At 51.1% G+C, this 25,438-nt stretch carries 16 protein-coding genes and 4 pseudogenes; 13 read left to right on the top strand and 7 right to left on the bottom strand.

Annotation, left to right across the window (positions count from 1 at the left end; all coding sequences use genetic code 11):
* Positions 1 to 25 precede the first annotated feature (25 nt).
* The 8 genes and pseudogenes from VSX58_RS04850 to VSX58_RS04815 all read left to right on the top strand — a co-directional run bounded on the left by VSX58_RS04850 (position 26) and on the right by VSX58_RS04815 (position 9,438).
* Positions 26 to 1,150: an efflux RND transporter periplasmic adaptor subunit gene (locus tag VSX58_RS04850; protein WP_407654851.1), complete on the top strand. Its 1,125-nt coding sequence runs from the start codon at positions 26 to 28 to the stop codon at positions 1,148 to 1,150.
* Between the two features lie 9 nt (positions 1,151 to 1,159).
* Positions 1,160 to 4,297 (top strand): efflux RND transporter permease subunit, encoded by a 3,138-nt coding sequence (locus VSX58_RS04845; RefSeq protein ID WP_327617092.1) that lies wholly within the window; start codon positions 1,160 to 1,162, stop codon positions 4,295 to 4,297.
* 101 nt (positions 4,298 to 4,398) lie between these two features.
* Positions 4,399 to 5,031 (top strand): TetR family transcriptional regulator, encoded by a 633-nt coding sequence (locus VSX58_RS04840; protein WP_327617091.1) that lies wholly within the window; start codon positions 4,399 to 4,401, stop codon positions 5,029 to 5,031.
* Entirely contained in the window at positions 5,021 to 5,920 is a 900-nt protein-coding gene (locus VSX58_RS04835) for a helix-turn-helix domain-containing protein (protein ID WP_327617090.1), read from the top strand. Before VSX58_RS04840 ends, VSX58_RS04835 begins: the two co-directional genes overlap by 11 nt.
* 88 nt (positions 5,921 to 6,008) lie before the next feature.
* Positions 6,009 to 6,971: an NmrA family NAD(P)-binding protein gene (locus VSX58_RS04830; RefSeq protein WP_327617089.1), complete on the top strand. Its 963-nt coding sequence runs from the start codon at positions 6,009 to 6,011 to the stop codon at positions 6,969 to 6,971.
* A gap of 262 nt (positions 6,972 to 7,233) precedes the next feature.
* Positions 7,234 to 8,637 carry an efflux transporter outer membrane subunit gene (locus VSX58_RS04825; protein ID WP_327617088.1) on the top strand — a complete coding sequence of 468 codons (1,404 nt, stop codon included), beginning with the start codon at positions 7,234 to 7,236 and terminating at the stop codon, positions 8,635 to 8,637.
* Between the two features lie 124 nt (positions 8,638 to 8,761).
* A pseudogene (locus tag VSX58_RS04820) lies at positions 8,762 to 9,028 on the top strand (PfkB family carbohydrate kinase); the annotation flags it as partial.
* A gap of 230 nt (positions 9,029 to 9,258) precedes the next feature.
* Positions 9,259 to 9,438: a hypothetical protein gene (locus tag VSX58_RS04815; protein WP_327617087.1), complete on the top strand. Its 180-nt coding sequence runs from the start codon at positions 9,259 to 9,261 to the stop codon at positions 9,436 to 9,438.
* A gap of 247 nt (positions 9,439 to 9,685) precedes the next feature.
* On the opposite strand, the gene fyuA is transcribed toward VSX58_RS04815, so the two are convergent.
* The 3 genes and pseudogenes from fyuA to ybtA form a co-directional block, all read right to left on the bottom strand.
* Positions 9,686 to 11,707 (bottom strand): siderophore yersiniabactin receptor FyuA, encoded by a 2,022-nt coding sequence (fyuA, locus tag VSX58_RS04810; protein WP_327617086.1) that lies wholly within the window; start codon positions 11,705 to 11,707, stop codon positions 9,686 to 9,688.
* A gap of 133 nt (positions 11,708 to 11,840) precedes the next feature.
* Positions 11,841 to 11,960, bottom strand: a pseudogene (locus VSX58_RS04805) (hypothetical protein); the annotation flags it as partial.
* A gap of 79 nt (positions 11,961 to 12,039) precedes the next feature.
* Positions 12,040 to 12,999, bottom strand: a complete 960-nt coding sequence (gene ybtA / locus VSX58_RS04800; protein WP_327617085.1) for a yersiniabactin transcriptional regulator YbtA — start codon at positions 12,997 to 12,999, stop codon at positions 12,040 to 12,042.
* Between the two features lie 381 nt (positions 13,000 to 13,380).
* On the opposite strand from ybtA, the gene ybtP reads away from it, so the two are divergent.
* From ybtP to VSX58_RS04780, 4 genes and pseudogenes are all read left to right on the top strand, one after another.
* Positions 13,381 to 15,093, top strand: a complete 1,713-nt coding sequence (gene ybtP / locus VSX58_RS04795; protein WP_327617529.1) for a yersiniabactin ABC transporter ATP-binding/permease protein YbtP — start codon at positions 13,381 to 13,383, stop codon at positions 15,091 to 15,093.
* Positions 15,080 to 16,882, top strand: a complete 1,803-nt coding sequence (gene ybtQ, locus VSX58_RS04790; protein ID WP_327617084.1) for a yersiniabactin ABC transporter ATP-binding/permease protein YbtQ — start codon at positions 15,080 to 15,082, stop codon at positions 16,880 to 16,882. Before ybtP ends, ybtQ begins: the two co-directional genes overlap by 14 nt.
* The gene (gene ybtX, locus VSX58_RS04785; protein ID WP_327617083.1) at positions 16,875 to 18,155 is read left to right on the top strand and encodes a yersiniabactin-associated zinc MFS transporter YbtX; all 1,281 of its coding nucleotides are present in this window, start codon (positions 16,875 to 16,877) and stop codon (positions 18,153 to 18,155) included. Before ybtQ ends, ybtX begins: the two co-directional genes overlap by 8 nt.
* Positions 18,156 to 18,182: 27 nt before the next feature.
* Positions 18,183 to 18,542 (top strand): annotated as a pseudogene (locus VSX58_RS04780) (salicylate synthase); the annotation flags it as partial.
* Positions 18,543 to 18,574: 32 nt separating this feature from the next.
* Here VSX58_RS04780 and VSX58_RS04775 read toward each other — a convergent pair.
* Positions 18,575 to 18,797, bottom strand: a pseudogene (locus VSX58_RS04775) (Arm DNA-binding domain-containing protein); the annotation flags it as partial.
* A gap of 365 nt (positions 18,798 to 19,162) precedes the next feature.
* A complete protein-coding gene (locus VSX58_RS04770) occupies positions 19,163 to 19,876 on the bottom strand; it encodes a KilA-N domain-containing protein (RefSeq protein WP_327617082.1) in 714 nt (237 codons plus the stop codon).
* A 507-nt stretch (positions 19,877 to 20,383) separates the two neighbouring features.
* Here VSX58_RS04770 and VSX58_RS04765 point away from each other — a divergent pair.
* Positions 20,384 to 22,129 carry an ATP-binding protein gene (locus VSX58_RS04765; protein ID WP_327617081.1) on the top strand — a complete coding sequence of 582 codons (1,746 nt, stop codon included), beginning with the start codon at positions 20,384 to 20,386 and terminating at the stop codon, positions 22,127 to 22,129.
* A 47-nt stretch (positions 22,130 to 22,176) separates the two neighbouring features.
* Here VSX58_RS04765 and VSX58_RS04760 read toward each other — a convergent pair whose 3' ends face one another.
* Together VSX58_RS04760 and VSX58_RS04755 are read right to left on the bottom strand one after the other, a co-directional pair.
* Positions 22,177 to 23,853 carry an ATP-dependent helicase gene (locus VSX58_RS04760; protein ID WP_327617080.1) on the bottom strand — a complete coding sequence of 559 codons (1,677 nt, stop codon included), beginning with the start codon at positions 23,851 to 23,853 and terminating at the stop codon, positions 22,177 to 22,179.
* Positions 23,850 to 25,438, bottom strand: a 1,589-nt coding sequence (locus tag VSX58_RS04755; protein ID WP_327617079.1) for an ATP-dependent nuclease, incomplete at its 5' end; no start/stop codon positions are given. The genes VSX58_RS04760 and VSX58_RS04755, both read right to left, overlap by 4 nt.

The following is a 25,438-nucleotide window of genomic DNA, read 5'->3' as shown; positions in this document are numbered from 1 at the left end:
TTCAATCTAAGAGAGAACGCTCACAATGTTTGTGCTTTTTCGTCCCGCATACCCCGCGCTGTCAATCTTGTTGACGCTTGCGCTTACCGGATGCGACCAGCCGCAACGCCCGGTTCAAAATTCGATTCCTGAAGTCGGGGTCGTGACGTTAACCGAATCAAACGTCGCGCTGACAACCGAACTCCCCGGACGTACCGCCTCATTCAGAACCGCGGAAATACGCCCTCAGGTCGGCGGCATACTCCAAAAACGCTTATTTGATGAAGGAACGCTAGTTGAAGCCGGACAGGTATTATATCAGATAGACCCGGCGCCTTACCGGGCGACGCTGGCAAAAGCGCAAGCGAGCCTGGAATCGTCGAAACTTTTAGCCCAGCGTTATGAAAGATTATTGAAAACAAGGGCCATAAGCCAACAGGACCGCGATGACGCACGCTCTTCCTGGCTGCAGGCGCAGGCTGACGTGGATTCGGCGCGAATCGATTTGGGCTATACCAGCATCACCGCTCCCATTTCCGGCCGTATTGGCCGCTCTTCCGTGACTCAGGGCGCGCTTCTTACCGCCAATCAGACGGATGCGCTGGCAACCATTCAACAGCTCGACCCCATTTATGTGGATATCCCGCAGTCTTCGACGGCGCTGCTGAAATTGCAGGATGAATTCGCCGCGGGCCGCCTGAAACAGAATGGCGAACAACAGGCCGAAGTCAAACTCATGCTGGACAACGGCGCGGAGTATCCCTATCCGGGACGCATCAAACTTTCGGAGGTTACGGTAGATGAAAGCACCGATTCTGTAATTATCCGCGCCGAGTTCCCCAATCCGGACGGCCGTTTACTGCCGGGCATGTTCGTGCGCGCCAAATTACAGGAAGGCGTGCGCGAGAATGCCCTGCTTGTCCCGCAACGAGGCATTACCCGCGATCCTATCGGACAGGCGTCAGCCCTTGTCGTCGATAAAGATAACAAGGTGATACGCAAATCGGTGGTGACCGATCGGGTGGTGGGTAATCAATGGTTAATACGCGACGGCCTGCAAAGCGGGGATCGCTTGATTGTTGATGGAACGCAAAAAGCCCAGCCCGGCAGCGAGGTGAAAATTGCGCAAACGGCGACGTCCTCATCTTCAGAATCTTCTCAGTCCCGGTAAGGAGTCGTCATGTCTCGTTTTTTTATTGACCGCCCCGTACTCGCATGGGTTGTGGCCATCATTATCATGCTGGCTGGCGCGCTCTCCATCATGAATCTTCCCATTAACCAGTACCCGAATATCGCCGCTCCCGCTATTGCCGTGTCGGGCTCCTATCCCGGCGCCTCGGCCGATACGGTACAGGATACCGTCGTGCAGGTTATCGAGCAGCAGTTGAACGGCCTTGATAACCTGCGCTACCTGAAGTCAGAGAGTAATTCTGATGGTTCATTCACCATCACCGTCACCTTTGATCAAGGCACGGACCCTGATATCGCCCAGGTTCAGGTGCAGAATAAGTTGTCTCTGGCTACCCCGCTGATACCGGATGAGGTTCAGAACCAGGGGATCCGAGTAGCGAAATATCAGATAAACTTTTTGCTGCTTGCCGGGCTGGTCTCCACCGACGGCCGTATGAGTAGCTTCGACCTTGGCGATTATCTGGTTTCCAACATACAGGATCCGCTAACCCGTATCACTGGCGTCGGCGACTTCACCATGATGGGGGCACAGTATGCGATGCGCATCTGGATGGACCCTAACAAGCTGAATGGGTACAAACTCACCCCGCTGGATGTCAGCTCGGCCATTCAGGCGCAAAACGTTCAGGTGTCCGCCGGCCAGCTGGGCGGCCTGCCCACCAAGGATAATATTGAGCTTAGCGCGACGGTAATCGGCAAAACGCGGTTCACAAAGCCTGAGCAGTTTGAAAATATACTCCTTAAGGTTCAGCCGGACGGGTCCCGCGTTTTACTCAAAGATGTGGCAAGGGTGAGCCTGGGGTCTGAAAGTTTCTCAATACAGTCTAAATACGGAAAAAACCTTCCCAGTACGGCGATCGCGTTACGTCTGGCGACAGGCGCTAATGCCCTGGATACCATCGAAGCGGTTAAGGCGAAACTGGACGAGCTTAAACCCGGTTTGCCTGACGGGGTTGAGATTATCTATCCCTATGATACATCACCGGTTATAAGCGCCTCGATTGAGGGGGTGGTGCATACGCTGATTGAAGCCATCGTCCTGGTTTTTGTGGTGATGCTGGTATTTTTGCAAAACTGGAGGGCGACGCTTATCCCCACGCTGGCCATTCCGGTCGTTTTGCTGGGCACCTTCGGCGTGATGGCCGCGTTCGGTTTTACCATCAATATACTGACGATGTTTGGCCTGGTTCTGGCGATAGGTCTTCTTGTCGACGATGCGATAGTGGTGGTCGAGAACGTCGAACGTCTGATGGAAGAAGAAAAGCTCTCTCCGCTTGAGGCTACCCGTAAGTCGATGGAACAGATCTCCGGCGCCCTGGTGGGGATTGGTCTGGTGCTGTCGGCCGTGTTCCTTCCAATGGCGTTTTTCGGCGGATCCACCGGGGTGATTTACCGCCAGTTTTCCATCACCATTGTTTCTGCGATGGCGCTGTCGGTCATTGTCGCCCTGGTTTTTACCCCGTCACTGTGCGCGACTATTCTGAGGCCGTCTCACCACGGAGCGGACGGCAAAAAAGGTTTTTTCGCCTGGTTCAACCGTAAATTTGAAAGCGGCACCGCGCTTTATCACAATGGCGTGAAGCGTACGTTGGGCGCCAGAAAAAGAGCGATGCTTTTCTTTCTGGCGATCGTCGCCCTGCTTGCCGCGCTATTCCCCCAGATACCGACCTCATTCCTGCCTGATGAAGATCAGGGAAATCTCTTCGTGCAGGTGCAGATGCCGCCGAACAGCAGCGCGGAGCAGACGCAGAAAGTCTTGACCAAGATTTCGCAATATTTCCTGGAGCAGGAAAAAGATATGGTCGCCACCACGATGCTCGTCAACGGATTCAACTTCGCCGGGCGCGGTCAGGGTTCGGCCATGGTATTCGTCGGACTTAAGCCGTGGAATGAAAGGAAAGGCTCCGTATTTGAACTGGCCGGCAGATCGATGGGGTATTTCAGCACGATAAAAGAAGGAACCGTGATTGCCTTCGCGCCGCCGGCGGTGATGGAGCTAGGGAACGCCACTGGCTTTAATCTGTTTATTCAGGATACGACCGGGGGCGGGCATGAAAAATTAATGCAGGCGCGCAATATGTTTCTGGGAATGGCCGCGAAAAATCCCGCCCTGCAGATGGTGCGTCCCAACGGCATGAACGATGAGCCGCAGTATCAGATTCTGATCGATGACGAGAAAGTTCAGGCCCTGAAACTGAGTCTGTCCGATGTCAATAGCACCATGTCCGCTGCCTGGGGTTCGTCGTATGTCAATGACTTCAACGACCGCGGACGGGTTAAAAAAGTTTATATTCAAGGAGATGCCGGCTCACGTATTTCGCCGGAGGATTTCGATAAGTGGTATGTGCGCAATAGCGACGGAAAGATGGTGTCATTCTCGTCATTCGCCAGCGGAAAATGGATCTATGGTTCTCCGAAGCTGGAGCGCTATAACGGCCTGCCGGCGGTAGAACTTCTCGGCGAACCGGCGCCGGGCTACAGCTCCGGCGATGCGATGAAGGCGGTGGAGGAGATCGCGGCGAAATTGCCGCAGGGCTTCAATGTCGCCTGGACGGGGCTTTCCTTTGAAGAGCGGCTTTCCGGCTCGCAGGCGCCGGCCCTTTACGCGCTGTCGCTTGTGATCGTCTTCCTCTGCCTGGCGGGTCTCTATGAAAGCTGGAGTATCCCTTTCTCCGTACTACTGGTGATCCCGCTGGGGGTTCTCGGCGCGGTGGGCGCAACGCTTTTACGCGGGCTGGGCAACGACGTCTTTTTCCAGGTCGGGCTATTGACGACAATAGGGCTGTCGGCAAAGAACGCCATATTAATCGTCGAGTTCGCGCGCGAACTTCACGAAAAGCAGGGCATGTCGATCTCGGAGGCGGCAATTGAGGCGGCGCGCGTACGGTTAAGACCCATCATCATGACCTCTCTGGCGTTTATTGTCGGCGTCATCCCCCTGGCCATTGCTTCAGGCGCAAGTTCGGGAAGCAAACACGCCATCGGGACCGGGGTCGTGGGCGGCATGATAACCGCCACCGTACTGGCCATTTTCTATATTCCTCTGTTTTATGTTGTTGTCGCGGGCTTTTTCAGCAAAAGGTCATCCAAAAATAAATTAGCGACCGCTGAGGGGAAAAAAGAGTGATGTAAAAAAGGGGGCGGCGTTCCATATAGCGCCGCCCCACAGCGCCAATGCAGTTTAGAACCTATTTATCACAAACATGGATTTTACCTGGGAGGCTGCGAATGGTAAGACGAACCAGGCAAGATGCTGAAGAAACACGGGAACATATATTAGACGCGGCGGAACAATGTTTTCGCGATACCGGCGTTTCTCGTACCACTTTACAGATGATAGCCGCAAAAGCCGGATGTACGAGGGGAGCCATATATTGGCACTTCCGTGAAAAAAATGATCTTCTTAAACAGGTTATTGAACGTACTCCGCTTTTTCTTTTCGCGGAAATTGAAGCAATAAAGCGCTGTACCGAACCTGTCGCGTCATTGCGTCACTGTTTAATCAGAGGTCTTATGGACTTAAAGGGAAACAGGCGTCTGCGGAATGTTATTGAGATGATTGTTTTCCGTCATGAATATCCTGACGCAATGAGTGATGAAGATATTTCGGGAAAAAAGAGCGCGGAAAAGCTGATGTCGCTGATAGGCTCCATTTTGTTAGATGCGAAAATACAGGGCAAGATAAGAGCGGATATTCCTGTTGAGATACTTAGCGCATTAATTTTTCATGTTTTTATCGGCGCCCTAAAAGCCATTATTTTAATGCCGTCAGATGGTTTGCTGTTCCGTAATAATTTATCCGCATTAAATCTTATTTTTGATATTGCCGCCGGAAAGCAGGGGGTATGTAATGCAACGTGACATTATTTATGACCTTGTCGAATGGATAGAATCTCGGCTTGCGACAAAACTCTCCCTGGATACGGTTGCCGCTAAATCAGGATATTCCAAATGGCATCTGCAGCGTTTATACCATGAGCTTACGGGCGTGACGCTGAACAGGTATATTCGGTTACGGAAATTATCCGCGGCGGCGGTGGAATTGCAGATAACCAGAACGCAAATCCTGGATATTGCATTGAAGTATGGTTTCACCTCGCAACAGGCGTTTACCCGCTCTTTTAAAGAGTATTTTCATCAAACGCCGGCGAGATACCGGAAAAAGAGCGAATGGGACTGTTCGCAGCTCTATCCGCCGTTCCAGAGAACAACTTATCCGGTTTCAACGCCGGATATTATTTCACTGCCCCAGCAAATTTTTACCGGCGTGCCGCATAATTTTTCGTGCGTTTTTGAAAATATCAACCAGTTTGATATGGAAGTCAGAATGAATTTTTTCAGAAGGCATTTCAGGGACTATCCGGTACTGCCTTCTTACGCCTACGGCATCCGTAGTTTCGTGCCGGCGGGGCCGAAGGCTCCCGGATTAATAGTGGAATATATTACGGCATCGGACTATGTCCGTAAATATATAGAGCGGCATAGATTGCGCTCGGTTGTTATTCCCGAGGGAAGCTATGCCCAGTTTAACTATACGGGGACGAAAGAGGGTTTTCAGCAATTTATCATGGATGTAAATCGCTACCATTTACCCGGTTTAGATATTACAAGACGAAAAGGACAGGATATCGAACGTTACTATTTTGCTGACAGAAATAAACAGTCTTTGCAGTCGAACTTTATCCAGTGCAGCTATTTTGTGCCGTGTTCCGATTCATTGCTTAAGCAGACTGCCGGTAGGCTTATGTAATATTGCAATGGTCATGTCAATGATTGATGGAATAGGGGATTTTTAGCCATAAATCCATATTTTTCAACCTGAATTATGAGGCGCGCAGATGAAATATATTATCACCGGAGTGGACGGAAAGTTGGGCGGGCGGGTCGCAAACAATATGATCGCCAATGTGGACCCGGAAGAGTTGATCTTTACATGCCCGGCGCCCGAAAAAATAGCCAGCGAAGTCCGTAACGGTTGGGAATCGTCAGGCATAGAGCTCAGACGAGCTAATTATGACGATCCTGTCGAGATGGTGAAATCCTTTACGGGCGGAGAACGCCTTTTTATGGTTTCGGGGGTTTTAATCGGAGAAAAACGGGTCCGACAGCATAAAGATGTCATTGATGCCGCAATAAAAGCCGGGGTGGAACACATTACATACACCTCTTTTCTGGGCGCCACAAACCCGGCCTACGCACATGTATATGTGACGCCGGATCATACGGCGACGGAGCTTTACCTGCGCGATTGCGCAATAGATTTTAACGTTATGCGTAATAATCTTTACCTTGAGAACTACCTGACAACGTCCGTAATGCTATCGCTCATGTCCGGTAATAAGTGGTATACGACCGCCGGCGAGGGGAAAGCGACCTTTATCGCCAAGGATGACAGCGCGCTTGCAGGCGCCGCATTATTATTAGGGGCCGGAGTAAGCAGGAAGGCATATGATATTACCGGCTCCCAATCTATCTCTCAACGCGAACTCTGCGATCTTGTAAGCAATGCCTCGGGTATTGATATCGAATATTGTCCGGTCAACAGCGAGGAGTTTTTTACTTATCTGGATTCAATGAATATACCGCGCGATACCGATCAGGATTTTTCTCACTCCCCCGTACCATGGTGTGGTAACGATATGGTGACGAATGAAGCCAGTATAGCCGAGGGGTTGCTTGATGTTAAATCCGGCGATTTTAATTTTCTGACGTGCCGGAAACAGCTTACCGCGCGTGATTTAATCAATAACTATCGCTACATATGGGAGCAGAAAGTGACTCACTGGCGGGATATTAAATAGCGCTATCGATGAAGGGGGAGTGAAAATGCAACCTTATCCTGACGATGCGCTTTGCTCGCCCTCCATTTCTACCCGTCATATTTCAAGCTGCATGCGCGTTGGCGCTTTTGTCCCGCAGCTTGAATTAGTTAGGGTATATGTCTCCGTGGGGAAATAGGATTTTACCGCCGTATAAAACAGCTTATCAGTGATGAAATATGATTTATCAGACTGAGAGTAATCGACTCCGGGCCGCAGTAAACCGCGCCGAAAAGGATGGGAAATGCGTAAACGTCTTTTTATTTTAATACCCGTGCTGTTCAATTTGACAGCGTGCAACCTACAGCCGCGTTATGAACGTCCTGCAATGCCTGTTTCCGGCGCATGGAATCATGATGCGCAGCGGGGTAAAGGCGCTGAAGCGGCGGATATTGCGTGGCAAACCTTTTTTGCTGATGCAACGTTGAAGCAGCTTGTGGCGCTGTCGCTAAAAAACAATCGCGACCTTAAGGTCGCCGTCTTGAATATCGAATCCGCGCGGGCGCAGTACAGGATCGAGAGAGCCGCTTTGCTGCCGACGATAGAGGCCAGCGGTAGCCAGACTTCGGCGCATCTGCCCGGCAATCTGTATTCAACCCAGTCCTCGGGGCCGGTAACTTATCAGCAGTATGAAGCCAATCTCGGCGTAACCTCCTGGGAGCTCGACTTTTTCGGCAGGCTCCGGAGTCTGAAGGCTCAGGCGCTTGAAAATTATCTCTCCACGGAAGCTACCGCGCAAGCGACGCAGATCAGCCTGATCTCCGAGGTGGTATCCAGCTATTTGACCCTGTGCGCCGACAAGGACTTACTGCAGTTGGCAAACGACACGGCAAAAAGTCAGCGTGAAACATATGACCTGACGAAACAGCGCTATGAGATGGATATCAGCAACGAACAGGATCTCGCCCAGGCGGAAACGGGATTAAGAAGCGCAGAAGCCGAAGTGTATCAATACACCCGCCAGGTGCAGCAGGATGCAAACGCGCTCCGGTTGTTGCTGGGCACCGAGCTGCCGGCGAACCTTGTAGAAAACGCAACGCTAAACAAAGCGTGGCGCTTTCCCGCGCTCCCCGGCGGCATATCATCGGAAGTGTTGACGAAACGGCCTGATATTATCGCCGCCGAACATACGCTAAAGGCAGCGAATGCCAATATTGGCGCGGCAAGGGCCGCCTTTTTCCCTACCATCAGTCTGACGGCTTCCGGGGGATCGGCTTCAGAGAGCCTTGGGCATTTGCTTGAGGGGGGAACGGCCGCCTGGTCGTTTGTTCCGAGCGTTAGCGTGCCTATTTTCGATGGCGGCAAGAATCAGGCGAATCTGGACGTGGCGCAGGTATCGAAGCGCATTGAAATAGCAAACTATGAAAAAGCCATTCAGCAGGCATTTCAGGAAGTTTCCGATGCTTTAGCCGGGCAATCGACGTATCAGCACGAACTGGCCGCCCGGCAGCAGGACACCGCGGCAAACCAGCGATACTACGATCTTGCCAATAACCGCTACCGGGAAGGCGTGGACGGCTACCTCAACGTGCTTGTGGCCCAGCGCTCGCTATTCCAGGCCAAAAAAACGGAGATATCGACCCGCCTTAGCGAGATTACGCAGCATGTTACTCTCTATAAGGTGCTTGGCGGCGGCTGGAAGGCGTAGCCGTCCCCCATATCATCGCCGTTCTCGCGCGTTGGCGGAAGGCTTTGCCGCCGACGCGATATTAAGAGACGTGAGCCGGTCGGGATCGACCTATCGCAGCGTTTAGGGGCTTGTTCAGGGGGAAAACTTCCTTAAGAAAGCTGGTGGCGCTCCGGCGGATGTCGCGGTGGCAATTTCCCGTTTTGGCGGCAGCGCAAAGCTGGCGGCGCAGGTAGGGAATGATTCTTTTGGTGATTTTCTGATCGAGACTCTGGCCCAGGAATCGCTGGATACCTCCTTGATTATACGTGATACCCACGCACCGACGACGCTGGCGTTTGTGGGCATTCAGTATGGCGGTGAACGTGACTTTGTTTTCTGCCGGGGAGCTGATGGTCATTTATCACGGTAAAGTCTGCCTGCGGATTTTCTGAAAGACTGCGGCATTGTTCATCTTGGCGCTGCTACGGCTTTACTGGATGGCGAGCTGCATCATACATACGCCGCAGTGGCGAAAGCCGCGAAGGCGGAAGGTCGGATGCTTTCCTTTGACCCGAATTTCCGTAGCGGTCTGTGGGGGGCAACGAGGTAGAATTTATTCGCTGCTGTGGGCCGTTCCTCGAGATGGCCGATGTGATAAAAATGAGTGAAGAAGAGCTTGTGCTGATAACCGGCCAAACTGGATTGACCAAGGGCTGCCATTATCTCCACGAGAAGGGCGCGGGAGATGCCTTCGCCTGGGCCAATAAAGTTGGTGCGTTAACCTGTACGCGTTGCGGTGCAATCGATGCTATTCCACGCCCAGCGGAGCTGGTTTTGTAAGCATACCGGTTTTAGTTTCACACCTATTTTGAGCTTTCCGGGTTTCGCTTTGCGGATATAGGCCGCCCGCGCGCTGTTGCGCGGGGGGAATATTCTGCGCCGGCGCAACATTGGGATAAGCGCCTAAACCGAGGCGGGACTCTTTGCCGCCGATATAATCGAGGCAACGTTGTATTGGACAGTTGCTGTTGTACCGTTTTAACCGATGGCGTAAAAGGGATACCTTTCGCTATCCCTTTTAAAATAATCAAAAGAAATCAATTCGCGTATTGATACCGACGGTGCGCCCCATATTGACCTGCGCGACGGCGCTGCTGCCGTTCATGTAGCCATAGGTACGGTAACGACGGTCGAACAGGTTATCGATATAGACGGAAATGTTCATCCGTTCAGTCGCCTGCCAGCCCAGGCTGCTGTCCAGGGTGGCATAGGTGCCTTGCCGCAACTGGTTGTCGCCATCGAAATAATGCGGCCCGACCAGATTAACCGCCAGTCGGGGCATCAGTGCGCCATAGCGCGTATCAATCACGCCGTTCACACTACTTCCCGCTCCATAACGGGGTATGAACGGCACCCGGTTGCCGTGATACAACTCACTGTCATTGGTGAATTCGGAGCGGATCATATTGCCATTGATATGCCATGTCCACCCTGGCGCAAACTGCCATTTCGCTTCAAGTTCTACCCCGGTGGCGTTGGCTTTACCCGCATTGTTTAATGTTTGCATTCCGAGAGGCCCGGAGTAGAGCTGCATATCTTTGGTGTGGGTATAAAACGTCGCGGCTTGCAGCGTGACATCGGCGGTTTCGTAGCGGGTGCCAAGTTCATAGTTGATGGATTTCTCTGCGACAAACGGTTTGGCATCCAGACCCGCGGTAGGCACGATGTTGTATCCTGACGGTTTATATCCCTGGGCTACACGGGTATACACTCTCCAGTCATCGGTCAGCATATAGCCTGCGGATAGCTGCCCAAGCACCTGATCGTCATTGCTTTTACCGCTGTCGCCAAATAAGTTACCGAGCACGCTGCCGTGGTATTGCGTACTGGCCTTATCGTGTGAGAAGCGAACGCCGCCGCCGACGTCAAAACGGTCGGTCAAATGCCAGGTCAGGTCACTGTATGCGGCTAATGTTTCAGCGCTGGTATAGCTGGAATTTCTTAAATAGGGCCCTGTCGGCATATCGTAGGCTGAATTTAACGTCTCGCGGGTGTTCTGCCGGTACAGTCCAAACACCATATCAACGGTACGCGCATCGCCCAGGGTTGCGGCGCGTAACTCTTGCACATCCTGATTCCAGCGCTCTGGCATACTGGCAATCAACGAGCCGGAAGGGAATGTGCGCGAATAATGCTGCTGCTGCCAGGCGCTGATCAGGTTGAAAACCCAGTCATCGGTGGTGTATTTCCCACTCAGGGTCTGGCTGTCAGTGCAGCGCCGCATGTACGGGTCTGGTGAACCATCGCTAATCGACAGCTTACGGCCCTTAATATCATTCCATGCCACATAGGTGTCCTGAGTGGCGCGGGTACACTCGCGTGAGGCGGAAAAGCCCATTTCCCATGGCTGGTCGTCCGGCGCCAGACGCAGTTTCACATTCCCTATGCTGGCGCGGGTGCCGCCTAAGTCATCGCTTCCCGTCGCGGGGTTAATCATCTCGCCGTCGTCAACCTGGCGTAACAGGGTGACGCTGCCGTACAGCAGGCCATCCTGAATGGGGCCGCTCAGGTTGAACTTACTTCGATAACTGTCGCGGCTGCTGACGCCGCCTTCAATATAGCCGCGCGGCGTGCTGTCCGGCTGCTGCGTGACGATGTTGATGATCCCGCCCTGAGCGCTTTTGCCATATAACGTTCCCTGTGGGCCACGCAGCAACTCCACGCTTTGCACATCGGTAAGCGCCTGGATGGTGTTGGTGGAAAGCTGAGGGACGCCATCGACATACAGGGTGACGGCGGGGTTATAGAAATCCTGCGCCGAAGAGACGCCGCGTAGCGAGATCGTCGAAAAAAGCATGTTGCCGCTGTTTTCAATATTGATTCCGGGCAAGACTCTGGGGAGTTTGCCGCTGGCGGTGACGCCGGCATCGCTTAACGCCGGCGCGCGGACAGCGGTAGAGGAGACATTGTTGGCTGATGCCGAGCGGGAAGATTGTTTACTGGCGGTAACCACCAGCGTGCTTTCGTCTTGCTGTGAAGTCTGGGCATTAGCAATGGCGGGAAGCAATAATCCCCCCAAGGCCAGAGGATAAAGCCGTATCATTTTCATTGTTGTGCGTTCCTTTAAAACGGCGAAAAGTCAAAAATACCGACAATGATGAATTGAAAATGATAAGCATTTCGAATGCTAACGCTACCCGAAACGGGTTTATTTCAACCTGTTTCGGGTCGATTCGCGTTTATTAAACGGTATCGGGATGACGGTCGACGGCGAGTGTCGTCAGGCGTTTTTTGTTTATCTTGCCGACGGCGGTGAGCGGCCAGTGGTCCAGGAACTCGATTTGGTCAGGAATTTTCCACGCGCGGAAAAAACAGAGGCCGGGATGGGGTATCCGGGCCGCTGTCAGGGAGGAATTTAGGGAGGCGCGACCCCGGTTCCGGTTACATTTCGCGTTTAAATGTCGAAGGGGTTACGCCAAACTGTTTCTGGAAAGCGGCAGAGAAATGGCTGGCGTTGGCATAGCCCAGATCGGCTGCCACCGTCATGACGGAGGTATTGCCGTTGGCCAGGCGTCTTCTGGCTTCCTGCATTCGCTCAGCCTGAAACAGGCCATAGACGCTGTTGTTGAACAGAACGCGGAAACCCCGCTTAATTTTGAGTACGCTCAGGCCGGACTCTCTGGCCAGCTCCGCGACGCCCGGCGCTTGCGTCAGATCGGCCAGCAGCAGATCCTTCGCCCGCAGCAGTTTCTGACGTTCCATGGGGTTGAAGTGGCAGGAGGGGCAACTGGCGTCTTCGCGATGTTCATCCAGCACCAGACTGAGCATGACCAGACTTTGCCCCTGCAACCATAGCGTCGACGGCTTTTGTTCATGACTGAAGCCGCCGTGCATGCGCATCAGCGCGTGACGCAAGGCCTGAGCCGTTAAGTGGGTTTCAGCATTACAACGCTGCTGCTGGCAACAGCAGTGGGAATCGATCTTATTCTTAATGACCGCGCTAATATCCGGCACCCACAGCGCGAGGGTTTCAGGGCTGAAGGAGAGGGTAATGCTCTCGAATCGGCCACAATAGGAGGCGCTACCGCGGCAGTCTGGCGTATGGGTAATGTAATGGCGATTGCACGCAAGCTCCCAGTCGGTGTGGCGCCTGAGTCCCCGGATCGCAAAGCGCGATGTGCCTTCCAGGATGCACGAGAAGTTAATCCTGCCCAGATCGTCGTGTAGCTGCAATGTCTCAGGCCGCGAAAAATGGCCCCTCCAGAGCAAAATATCCATACCTTCCTGCAACGAACAGCGCAGCAGTTCACACTGGGCAGGAATATTGCCATCGTTTGCGGGTTTCCCGACCACCAACTGGTGAATAGAGATTTCAGATTGCGTTTGTGGTGACTCCGTCATGACCTGGTTATCTCCCTGTGGCTTAGACCAATGCGGGCATATACCCGTCATATTTCAAGTTGCATGTGCGTTGGCTACGCTCACTCACCCCAGTCACTTACTTCTGTAAGCTTCTGGGGCTTCCCTCGCTTGCCGCCTTCCTGCAACTCGAACTATTTAGGGTATAAATAGAACCGAATGGGGTAGATGAGTTCTTGATAATGGTTATTATTCACATTAATTCTCGGAACGCCACCCTGAATTGTCGTTTTTGGCGTCCGTAAAAATTCATCAGGAAATTCAGTCAATCCCATGTCATCCCAATTATCCAATACTGAATCGCCGTCCCGATTTCCTCTCTGGCAGGTGATTACACCGGTTCGCCGGAAGGTTATTTTAGCTATGGCGCTGGCGGGACTGGCGGCATTAACCAGCCTGGGGGCGCTCCTTTTTCTGGCGTGGAGCCTGCGCGACATTCGGGCGACGCCTGACGCTATTCCTGCCTGGCCGCTGGGCGGCGTGATCGGCTGCGTGGTCTTAACTTTTGTCCTGCGCCTGCAGGCGTTCAACACCTCTCATTATGCGGCTTTTCATCTGGAGAACATTCTGCGCAGCGGATTAGCCCGTAAAGCATTGCAGCTTCCGCCTGACGCGTTACAGCAAATGGGCAGCGGGTCAGTGGCGAAAGTGATGCTGGATGACGTGAAGTCACTGCATATTTTTGTGGCCGACAGCACGCCGCTCTATGCCCGCGCGATCATCATGCCGCTGGCGACCCTCGCTATCTTGTTCTGGCTGGACTGGCGGCTGGCCATCGCGACGCTGGGGGTACTGGCGTTTGGCTCGGTTGTTCTCGTGCTCGCCCGCCAGCGTTCGGAAGATATGGCTCAGCGTTATCATAAGGCGCGCGAGCAAGTTAGCGCGGCGGTTATTGAGTTCGTGCAGGCCATGCCCGTGGTGAGAACGTTTGATAGCGGCAGCACCAGTTTTTTGCGCTATCAACGCGCCCTTGAAGAGTGGGGCGATGTGCTCAAAACCTGGTATCGCAAAGCCGGTTTTTCAGCGCGTTTTTCATTCTCGATTCTGAATCCTCTCCCGACCCTATTTGTTCTGATCTGGTCGGGGTACGGCCTGCTGCACTACGGCAGTCTCGATTTTATCGCGTGGGTGGCCGTTTTACTGCTGGGCAGCGGGATGGCCGAAGCCGTGATGCCAATGATGATGCTCAATAACTTGGTCGCGCAAACGCGTTTAAGCATTCAGCGTATTTATCAGGTTCTCGCGATGCCGGAGTTATCGCTGCCGCTATCTGACCAGCAGCCGAAAGAGGCGAGCATTACCTTTGAGCAGGTGAGTTTTCATTATCCGCAAGCGCGTACTGGCGCCGCGTTGCAGGAGGTGAGCTTTCATGTGCCTGCCGGGCAAATTGTGGCGCTGGTCGGGCCAAGCGGCGCCGGAAAAAGCACCGTGGCGCGCTTGCTGCTGCGTTACGCCGATCCGGACAAAGGCCATATCCGTATTGGCGGCGTGGATCTGCGCGATATGCAGACGGACACTCTGATGAAGCAACTCTCGTTTGTGTTTCAGGACAACTTCCTTTTTGCCGACACCATAGCCAATAACATCCGTCTGGGCGCGCCGGATACGCCGCTGGAGGCGGTAATAGCGGCGGCCAGGGTGGCGCAGTCCCATGATTTTATTAGCGCGTTGCCAGAAGGTTACAACACGCGAGTCGGGGAACTCGGGGTATTTCTCTCCGGCGGTCAGCGGCAGCGCATCACCATCGCCCGGGCGCTTTTGCAGGATCGCCCCATTCTGGTGCTCGATGAGGCGACGGCGTTTGCTGACCCGGAAAACGAAGCTGCGCTTATTAAAGCGCTCGCGGCGGCCATGCGCGGCCGGACGGTCATCATGATCGCGCATCGTCTCTCAATGGTGACTCAGGCCGATGTGATATTGCTGTTTTCCGACGGGCGGCTCAGGGAAATGGGGAACCATACGCAACTGTTGGCGCAGGGCGGCCTGTATCAACGGCTCTGGCAACACTATCAGCAGGCGCAGCATTGGGTGCCGGGGGGAGAACAGGAAGAGGTGGCGGAAAATGAAAGACAATAATCCTGCGGATAACCTGGCCTGGCGCGTCATCTGGCGCCAGCTTATCTCCAGCGTTGGCAGTCAGGCCAGGATGCTGCGGCGCAGTATGCTGGCGCTGTTGCTGGCGGCATTCATGCAGGGGATCGCCTTTGCCTGTCTTTATCCGATCATTGATGCGCTGTTACGGGGAGATGCGCCGCAACTTCTCAACTGGGCGGTGGCCTTCAGCGTTGCCGCGATTGTGACGCTGGCGCTACGCTGGTATGGCCTAGGCTTTGAATACCGTGGTCATCTGGCGCAGGCCACCCATGAGCTGCGCCTGCGACTTGGCGAGCAGTTACGCCGCGTGCCGCTGGAGAAGCTCCAGCGCGGCAGAGCGGGTGAAATGAACGCCTTGCTGCTGGGCAGCGTGGATGAAAACCTCAATTATGTTATTGCGATAGCCAATATTTTGCTGCTCACCATTGTCACACCGCTGACGGCGTCGCTGGCGACATTGTGGATAGACTGGCGGCTGGGGCTGGTGATGTTGCTGATCTTCCCTCTGCTGGTGCCGTTTTATTACTGGCGCCGCCCGGCGATGCGGCGACAAATGCAGACGCTGGGGGAAGCGCACCAGCGGCTGAGCGGCGATATCGTTGAATTTGCTCAGGGGATGATGGTATTGCGTACCTGCGGCAGCGATGCCGATAAAAGCCGGGCGCTGCTGGCGCATTTCAATGCGCTGGAAAACTTACAGACCCGCACTCACCGTCAGGGCGCCGGCGCGACGATGCTGATCGCCAGCGTCGTGGAGTTGGGCCTGCAGGTGGTGGTGTTATCCGGAATCGTCTGGGTGGCGACGGGCACCCTGAACCTCGCCTTTCTGATTGCCGCCGTCGCGATGATTATGCGCTTCGCAGAACCGATGGCGATGTTTATCAGCTACACCTCGGTTGTGGAGCTGATCGCCGGCGCCCTGCAACGTATTGAGCAGTTTATGGCGGTAGCTCCGCTTCCCGTCGCAGAGAAAAGCGAGATGCCGGAACGTTACGATATCCGCTTTAACAACGTCAGCTATCGCTACGAAGAAGGCGATGGCTACGTGCTTAATAATGTTTCTTTGACGTTCCCGGCAGCCAGTATGAGCGCGCTGGTGGGCGCCTCCGGCGCAGGTAAAACCACGGTCACCAAACTGTTAATGCGCTATGCCGATCCGCAGCAAGGGCAGATTTCTATTGGCGACGTCGATATTCGCCGCCTGACGCCGGAACAGCTCAATAGCCTGATTTCTGTTGTTTTCCAGGATGTCTGGCTGTTTGATGACACGCTGCTGGCGAATATTCGTATCGCGCGCCCACAGGCGACGCGGCAGGAGGTGGAAGAGGCCGCCCGAGCGGCGCAGTGCCTTGAGTTTATTTCCCGTCTTCCGCAAGGCTGGCTGACGCCAATGGGGGAGATGGGCGGCCAGCTATCGGGCGGCGAGCGTCAGCGGATTTCTATTGCCAGAGCGTTATTGAAAAACGCGCCGGTCGTCATTCTCGATGAACCGACCGCCGCGCTGGATATTGAAAGCGAGCTGGCGGTGCAAAAAGCGATCGATAATCTGGTTCACAATCGGACGGTGATTATCATCGCCCACCGTTTATCCACCATCGCCGGGGCCGGAAACATCCTGGTGATGGAGGATGGACAGGTGATTGAGCAGGGCACTCATGCGCAATTGCTCTCCCGTTATGGACGTTATCAGGCGCTGTGGCAGGCGCAAATGGCCGCGCGCGCGTGGCGCGACGAAGGGGTTTCTGCGTCTGAGGAGTGGGTACATGAGTGATGTTCAGTCGAATGTGAAACCGCTGACGTTGACGACCGGGCGGGTGATTTTTGCCATTGCCGGCGTCTATGTGACGCAGAGCCTGGTATCGGCGTTGTCTATGCAGTCCTTACCCGCGCTGGTGCGCGCTGCTGGCGGATCGCTGGCGCTTGCCGGTGCGACAACTCTGTTCATGCTGCCCTGGGCGCTGAAGTTTATTTGGGCGCCGTGGATCGAGCGCTGGCGGCTTCCGCCCGGTAGCCCGGAGCGCCGTTCCCGCATGTTAATCCTGCGTGGTCAGGTCGCGTTAGCGGCGATCCTGACGATTGTCGCCGCGATTGGCTGGTTCGGGCGAGAAGGGGGATTTCCCGATACGCAAATCGTCGCGTTATTTGTTCTGTTCATGGTGGCGGGCACGGTCGCCTCCACCATTGATATCGCCAGCGACAGCTTTTGCGTCGATCAACTGACCCGTGCGGGCTACGGCTGGGGAAACAGCGTGCAGGTCGGCGGCAGCTATCTGGGAATGATGTGCGGCGGCGGGGTGTTCCTGATGCTGTCGGCAGCATCCGGCTGGCCTGTCGCCATGCTGATGATGGCGATGCTGATTATGGCGCTGTCATTCCCGCTGTGGCGCATTACGGAGCCGACGCGAACAGCGACTATCCCGCATATTCCGGCGTTAGGTTATGCGCTAAGGAGGAAACAGGCGCGCCTGGGCTTACTGCTGGTATTGATGCTGAATTCAGGCATGCGGTTTGTGCTGCCTCTTCTGGCGCCGCTGTTGTTGGATCATGGGTTAAGCATGTCAGCGCTGGGCGCGCTGTTCAGCGGCGGCAATATTGCGGCGGGCATAACAGGAACGCTGGCCGGCGGATTGCTGATGAAATACACCTCACCCGGCAGAGCGCTGTTGACGGCTTATGGCGCCCAGGGGATCGCGCTGCTGGCGGTAGTGGTAACGCTGATGATGGCGCCGGGTCATCTGCTGCTGCCGATTCTCCAGTGTCTGGTCATTGTCCAGTCCATTTCGCTGGCCTGCGCGCTGGTCTGTCTTTATGCCACGCTGATGTCGCTTTCATCGCCTTTGCAGGCCGGTGTCGACTTCACCCTCTTTCAGTGTACTGACGCGGCAATCGCCATTCTGGCAGGTGTTGTCGGCGGCGTTGTTGCCCAACATTTTGGCTATGCGGCCTGCTTCCTGTTTGCCGGGGTATTCACGTTGCTGGCGGCGTGGGTTGCTTATATTCGGCTGCATTCGGCAAGAGAACTGATGACAAGCGCAATTGATTGATCCGGGAATAACACAGAGAGGTAAGGGATGAAAATCAGTGAATTTTTACACCAGGCGTTACCAGAGGAACAATGGCTGCCGGCGATTTCTGGCGTCTTACGCCAGTTCGCAGAAGAAGAGTGTTATGTCTATGAGCGTCAACCCTGTTGGTATTTAGCAAAGGATGCCAGGTACGGTTGCACATTAATGCCGACGGAGCGCAGGCGACATTCATTGATGAGGCCGGGGAGCAAAAATGGGCGGTGAATTCCATTGCCGACTGCGCGCGTCGTTTTATGGCGCATCCGCAGGTGAAAGGACGTCGGGTACATGGGCAAGGTTGGGTTCAACTTTGCGGCACACATGCGGGGGATTGCCTTTAACGCTGGGGAGTGGCCGCTGCTGACGGGCGGTGTCGTCATGCCGTCAAGGTTTGCCGTCGGGTTGCTGTTCAGCGCCAGCATCTTGCGGATACCTTCTCGTTGTTGACGGGGCGTCAGACAGGGAGATGGCAGGATAGGCACGCAGTGCAATGCGGGATTCTTTACCGTTAATACGGTACTTGAGATAGCAGTGGCGGGAGCCGCCCGGTTTGACCAAAAGACACAGGCCGTGGGAATCGGAGATTTTAAAGGGTTTATCAGAAGGCTTGAGACTACGGATTTTCGCGTGGTAAGAGGCATTTGGGGGTCACTCCATTATCGAACCAACCTGACCCCAAATCTGACCACCATTTTTTCCCGATGCGGAGGGAAAACTAGAAACGCATCAGGAAGGTTTTTCATGCTAACTTGTTGAATCAATGTACAAATAGGGATTCGCAAGGATGCATGAAAACAAGTAAATGGCTCCTCTGACTGGGATCGCCTTTGCCAGTAACTGGCTAATTAGTAAGCTAAACCTGAATTCCATTTCTGTCAAGACCACCAAAATGACCACCATATTTGATCCATGATAGCTATAATTTTGGGCTCTTTATCGACCACCTTGTCAATGAGGGGCAGGGAGCAGTAGGACTTCAAGATATTCTAAAGCCGAAGAATCTCTCTGCTTAAAGTATTCAGGGGCTTTTGTGGTAGCCATACTTCGTGAAAATGTCGACGGAAATCACCATAGAGTTCTACTGGATAGAGTTTCGCATCTACTACGCGTCCATCCATGTACTCGTGTTTGTAGGTATCAAAGGTATTTGGCTCGATACCTCGGTGCTTTCTTAGCCAAGCGCAGAACATTCTCCCCTCTGATATATCGGGAATCATGTTATCTGGAAGAGTGTAGCCCGCAATTTCGAGAGGGGCGATCAAACTCAGGGTGATCTCGTTTAGCATCGAAAAATGAGTGTGAGGAATTTTATGTCTGTTACGAGTGTATCGTTGAAGGTGTGAGGGAGTGGCAAATTTAACTTGCCCCTGAGACCATTCATAAACCCATTGGGCTACTTTTACTGCGAATTTCGGTGAAAGCCATTGAGCTAAATTAATAGCTAACTGGGGGTGTACCCAAGTGCCCTGTAGCTTCGGGTTACCTCCTACTATAGAGTGAATTAACTGTGCTTCAGATAGCCCAGTTTGCTTCGTCATTTCAGCAATAAAGTCAGAGGCTAGTTTGCTTGATTTGTAGCCTGAGAACGTCTTACCGACAGATTGGCATAGGGCTGTTGCGTTAATGTAGCCATCGCTCATGCGTTGAGGAATAATCGACCCTTCTTCAACCCGAGGAATTAATTCAAATTGTTCAGCCATTTTATTCTCATTTTCAATCAGGGCAGATACCCGTCTTTTCTATGTGGACTAATAGACTTATTTTCAATGCCAAGAGATGACAATTTAAAGCATAGATTTGATCCCTGTCACGATCTTGCCAACTTACAAAGCTGGTTCCTAGGAAGTTGTGCTGTCGGGTTCTGTTATAGAAGACTTCATGGCTATCGAAAATAACTAACCAACTCATATCCCAAGTTTTTTGCTCATCTTTTGCCAGTCTCGTCATGGCTGCTCTCGTTTCTATCGGCATGTTGCACGCGGTTATGTTATAAGCATTAATGTGCAAACTGTCTTATGTTTCACACATTACGCAGTTCATATCTTAAATTTAGATTTAACTTTTAATTCTATGATTTTTATAAAAATTTCTAAAGGTTTATGGTGAGTCGAATGTGTTTTCATAATTGTCATAAGCAAAGTAAACGCGAGTTGTAAAGGAAATGTAGTATTCAGGTTTTAGTTACTATCGGTCAGAGAGGTTTTGATATGAGTAAGTCTCATTTGAGATTTCAGGTTGATTCTCGTATTGCCACTTTATTAAGTCAGGAATATCCGTCCTCTGAACGTGCATTGAAGGAGCTTGTAGACAATGCATGGGATGCAGATGCAGAAGGTGTCACTATCCTGCTCCCTAAGCCACTCAGTGGTGACCCCATTGTCATTAAAGACAATGGCACTGGCATGACTGAAGAGGAATTGAGGCGACATTATTTATTCATTGCAACTGACCGACGTTCACATCGCGGCGAACGAACCGCCTTAAAAAATCGATTGGTTAAAGGGCGAAAGGGTATAGGTAAGTTTGCTGGTTTGATGGCTGCATCAGTCATGACTCTTGAAACCCGAGCTCGTGGACGTGTGTGCCGCTTTATATTGCGTTTGGACGAGCTTTCGCAGGTAGATGATATTGAGAGGCTAAATATCGACTTGCACAGTGATTCATGTGATGTAAACCAGCATGGAACAACGATTACCCTGAGTGAACTGCATCAGGGCCTAAGTTTTCCTGATGCTAATAAACTACGTCAAATCCTCCTACAGGATTACGGACGTCAAGACGATTTTTCCATCAATGTTAATGAAAAATGCCTAGATGTTGATGATGTATCGGGTAATTACGCAGAATTTGAGACTGAACTCGCAAATGTTGGTAGTGTTAGACTGCGTTTTACTATCAGTGATGCTAAAGCTGGATTACGTCAGCCGGGTGTGACACTACGTGTCGATGGAAAGTCTGTTGGACGACCAAGATTCTTTGGTCTGGATCAGTCAGAGGATTTCCCATCGAAACTACTGCGCAAACTTTATGGTGAAATTGAAGCTGATGGGCTACGTGATCATATCACTGCAGGGTGGGATGCAACGGTTGAAAATAGTGAGCTTTTACAAGCGGTCGAAAGCTATGTTCAACCAATTTTGCGAATGGCCTATGAGCAGCAGTATCGCCGTGAAATACAATTAGCACAAGCACGTTTAAAAAGATCACTACTTACCAGATTATCTTCTCTTCCCGAATATAAGCGTGCCTTTGCAGATCGGGCAATCAAAAAGATTCTTGACAAATATTATGGAGAACCGGAAAGCAAAGTTGAGTTAGTTGTAAATGTGTTGCTTGAATCAATGGAGAGTTCTGACTATCGCATATTGTTGGAGCATATTGGAGAAGCTATGCCCTCGGATGTTGCGGGTATAGCTGAGCGTTTAAACGATTTTGGTCTTGCTGACATGGCCTTTCTTGTTCAACAAGCAGAAGGTCGTAGAATTTTTCTTGATCAGTTAGATTCGATTGTACGCGATAAATCAACTACTGAATCAATAATGCATAAAGCTCTAGAGAAGAATCTTTGGATATTTGGTGCTGAATATTCTCTTTTTAGCTCGAATGTTACTTTGCGCCGTCAAATAGAGGATCTAGTAGGCAAATCATATATTGGAGATAAAGCCAACAATCGTCCAGATTTGCTCTTGAATGAAAATTTGAGTGGTCAATACTTGCTTATTGAATTCAAGCGCCCAGATCATGCACTTAACCACGGAGACTATATTCAAGCTATAGCCTATAGACATGAACTGTTAAAATATGTGGATTTACCTGTGAAGGTTTTGCTTGTTGGTGGGAGTCGTTCTCCTGACTTTCCTGTTAATAATCGAGAACCTGAGGTGAGCGTTATGTTATTCAATCAAATTATTTCAACCGCTCGAAAGCAAATCGAATGGCAACTGCGAGTTTAACAACACGAGAAATATTATGAAATTAATCAATGTGGCATATGAATTCTTCACTTTATTGCTGTTGTTATAAACGGTGTAACATAACTAAAATACTCAGATTGAGCGGTCCTGTGAACATCCCAACGTTTGGCGTTAGCAGGACGTTGTCGCTCGTCTGCATGCGTTAATATCAATCGTCTTTTCGCACGTGAAACACCAACGAAAAATGCACATCGATTCTCATCTTGGTCACCAAAGAAAATCTCGTTTTCAACTGCCATTATAATTACAGAATCGAACTCTAGTCCTTTGCTTTTGTGAATGGTCAGAATCCGAACTGCTTGGTCATCCGTAAATCGCCCGAGCGCTTGCGGCAAATCTGATTCAATTTTAAGCAACTCTTCAATCCGTGCTTTGGTATCACGAAAAACTTGCTGTAGACGTTTGTGGGATTCGTAATCAGGTGATAAGGCTACGATCGTATCAGAGCCAATATGCTTTAAAAACGCCTTCACAAACTTCCACCAACAAGAAAAAGGTGAATCAAGCTGTTCAGCACTAGCTGCTTCTTTGCGCTGTTTTTTTAACAAACGATCAAGGTCCTTTCGCGCACTGGACTGTACTTCTTCATCGGCAAAAGGAATCAACTGATTCATCAAACGGATCCAAGCCTTAGGTTCACGCTTTCCATAGAGGCATGAAAGATAATCTACGATTAATCGTGCAGCGGGCTCGACAGTAATATCCTGCATTTGCTGTTCATTTCGATATGGGATACCACGTAATTCCAGCTCCATCATTAAATGGTCAGCATATAGATCTAATTGTTTAGAAACTAAGACAGCAATCTCGGCTGGTGGTAATTGTTCTTTATTGATCCAGTTATTAATAATATTCGCTAAATAAATGGCTTCTTCTTGGCTGCTTTCGAAACTCTCGGCATGAATCTCACCTTCGTCACCATTCAGTTGTTCATCTGGCATGGCAGAGGTCGGATCAAGCTCCCGAATTATTTCGTTCTGAACTTTTAGTAATTGCGGTTTTGATCGGAAATTACGGTACATGTTTAGTGGTACTGCATTAAAATCATTAGTAAATGTTTGAAAAATCCCATCCATCGCTCCCGCCCAACCCATGATTTTTTGCTTAGTATCGCCTACAGCGGTGAGGCGGATTTTAGTCCCTAGAAAAGCAAGCTTAACTAATTCATACTGCAAATTTGTACAATCCTGAAACTCATCAAGAAAAATATCGCTGTAAGCCTGACGAATTGCATTACGGGCAATACTTGAGTTTTGCAATATCTTGATAGCCAATGGAACAAGATCACTAAACTCTATTTGGGTGCTAGATGTACCGATTTTCTTTTCAACGATCGTATAGCCGGAATCCAATGCATCTCTTCCTTTAAGGACTGGTCTAAAACGATCGATTATTCGCTTGGCAAATGCATGGAAAGTATAGCTGTCGAAACGGGAGGCAAGATCTGCACCACAGCGCCGTTCGACGCGATCTTTTAAATTTCTACTTGCATCAACCTTGAAGGAGATAGCGAGAATCCGCTTCGGATACCGACATGTACCTGTCCGTAATAGGAAATCTGCCCGCTGTGCTAGCATTTCAGTTTTACCAGCGCCAGGACCCGCGGTAAGAGCTAAACAACGGTTACGGGCTTTTGCTGCTCGTTTTGCATTCGGTTCCAGTGTTAATCCATCGGCGGGTTGCCATGCTTCAATAGGAATCATTCAGGTAATTCTCCAAGTTTGGCAATAACGGCATCAACTAATCTATTCAGCGATTCTGGAATATTCGCAATTAATTCTCTGTCGCTTAGTTTCGCTAAAGCATCAATGTGTGCGGCTGGCTTACTACCTAATTTAAAACGTTGATGGTAAGTAGCGAACAAGCTCTGTTCATCTGCACTATATTGAGAAACATTGTTATAGTTTTTGCCTAGGACTGCTTTTATTGTTGACTCGTCCGGCTCATCTTCTTCAACTCCATAAGCTTCGGGATAAGCTAGCAACATGGAAAAGTCCAAATCCATGGGAAAGGAAAAAAACACAGATCTGTTTTCAAGTTCTTCAAAAATGTCTTGTGTGCCTTTATTAAAAAAATGGTGAGTTCTTACTGGTGTAGCTTCATCATTCCATCTTGAAATTTTCCATTCTGAAGGGAGTATTTTCTCCGGCTCAAATGCAGCAAGCTGATCGTTAACGTATTTAATTCGCCCCCATCCTGCACCGTACCGAGCTACATCCAGATCAAGCAAAGTCAGATAAGGAATCTGCAGTGCGGAAAGCAACCGCCAGAAATGATTTACGTGCCTACCACCTAATGGTGCTACTGTAATAGCTGATTCATCAACAGGAGTACCTTTAACCTGGAGCAAACGCGGCAGTACTATTTCTTCACTATCTCCTTCGCCAAGAACAACCAAGCGTGAGAAATAAATCTCAGGGAATGCTTGTACAGCCTCTCTCACAAATTTATGTGCTTCATCTGCTTTAGGTGGCAATTTGATACACGCAACTCGTGTTTTTCTTTCCTCAGTAAGTCTTAGGTAACGTATAAACTTAGGATCAACTCTTCGCAACATTGATGGTGCATGAGTAGCAATTAAGGCTTGCGCATCAATATTCTTTGCCATGGTATTCAAGGCACTGACAATACGTCCCAAGTAATGGGGGGAAAGGCTATTCTCCGGTTCTTCTACTGCGACCAGCGTAAAAATCGGAGGGCGTAACTTGTCGGGATCAAATGTAACATCTTCCTCTGCGAGCACAGCTCTACCGATCGCTTGAGATGACAGAACAAGAGAAAGGTAAAGCATCGATTTTTGACCATCGCTCAACCGAGAAAAATCGACAAGCGAGCCATCATGGCCGGGAGTAAATGAGACCGATAAATGTCGTAGTAATGCTTCAATTTCCGAAGCCACAAATGTAATTTTAGGATCAGAGAAAAATTTGCCTTTGTGTAGTGTTGCCCAGGTTAATTTCAAACTTTCACTGAAAGCATTGATGGAGGGGTTAGCTGCTAGGCTCTCGCTTATCTGCTTGGTTAATTCCTTAATCGCTGTACGCTCATCATCCCAACGTACTGCACGAAGTAAACGTCCGAGTAATGCGTTAGCACCGTAAGCAATATGGTCTGCAGGATCTCGTCTGGCTGGCAAATAGTGAATTTGGATATTATTACGCTCTGCCCTTGTTACTTGAGCTGTGGTTTGAGGTGAACTATCAGGATTGACATCCAAAACATATACTAAGTTTTCCTCAATATCCCCATCCATTCCCATAGTTGCAGTGAGGCGAAAACGCACACGTG

The sequence above is a fragment of the Brenneria populi genome (genome assembly GCF_036016195.1).
Taxonomy (GTDB): Bacteria; Pseudomonadota; Gammaproteobacteria; order Enterobacterales; family Enterobacteriaceae; genus Brenneria; species Brenneria populi.
This window is presented reverse-complemented; position numbering and strand designations above follow the sequence as displayed.

Bases quoted from the DNA above. Each gene is read 5' to 3' on its own strand.
- VSX58_RS04840 (WP_327617091.1), top strand. From the start codon at position 4,399: ATGGTAAGACGAACCAGGCAAGATGCTGAAGAAACACGGGAACATATA.
- VSX58_RS04850 (WP_407654851.1), top strand. From the start codon at position 26: ATGTTTGTGCTTTTTCGTCCCGCATACCCCGCGCTGTCAATCTTGTTG.
- ybtQ (WP_327617084.1), top strand. From the start codon at position 15,080: ATGAAAGACAATAATCCTGCGGATAACCTGGCCTGGCGCGTCATCTGG.
- VSX58_RS04770 (WP_327617082.1), bottom strand. From the start codon at position 19,876: ATGGCTGAACAATTTGAATTAATTCCTCGGGTTGAAGAAGGGTCGATT.
- ybtA (WP_327617085.1), bottom strand. From the start codon at position 12,999: ATGACGGAGTCACCACAAACGCAATCTGAAATCTCTATTCACCAGTTG.
- VSX58_RS04765 (WP_327617081.1), top strand. From the start codon at position 20,384: ATGAGTAAGTCTCATTTGAGATTTCAGGTTGATTCTCGTATTGCCACT.
- VSX58_RS04760 (WP_327617080.1), bottom strand. From the start codon at position 23,853: ATGATTCCTATTGAAGCATGGCAACCCGCCGATGGATTAACACTGGAA.
- VSX58_RS04830 (WP_327617089.1), top strand. From the start codon at position 6,009: ATGAAATATATTATCACCGGAGTGGACGGAAAGTTGGGCGGGCGGGTC.
- fyuA (WP_327617086.1), bottom strand. From the start codon at position 11,707: ATGAAAATGATACGGCTTTATCCTCTGGCCTTGGGGGGATTATTGCTT.
- VSX58_RS04845 (WP_327617092.1), top strand. From the start codon at position 1,160: ATGTCTCGTTTTTTTATTGACCGCCCCGTACTCGCATGGGTTGTGGCC.
- ybtX (WP_327617083.1), top strand. From the start codon at position 16,875: ATGAGTGATGTTCAGTCGAATGTGAAACCGCTGACGTTGACGACCGGG.
- VSX58_RS04815 (WP_327617087.1), top strand. From the start codon at position 9,259: ATGAGTGAAGAAGAGCTTGTGCTGATAACCGGCCAAACTGGATTGACC.
- VSX58_RS04835 (WP_327617090.1), top strand. From the start codon at position 5,021: ATGCAACGTGACATTATTTATGACCTTGTCGAATGGATAGAATCTCGG.
- ybtP (WP_327617529.1), top strand. From the start codon at position 13,381: ATGGCGCTGGCGGGACTGGCGGCATTAACCAGCCTGGGGGCGCTCCTT.
- VSX58_RS04825 (WP_327617088.1), top strand. From the start codon at position 7,234: ATGCGTAAACGTCTTTTTATTTTAATACCCGTGCTGTTCAATTTGACA.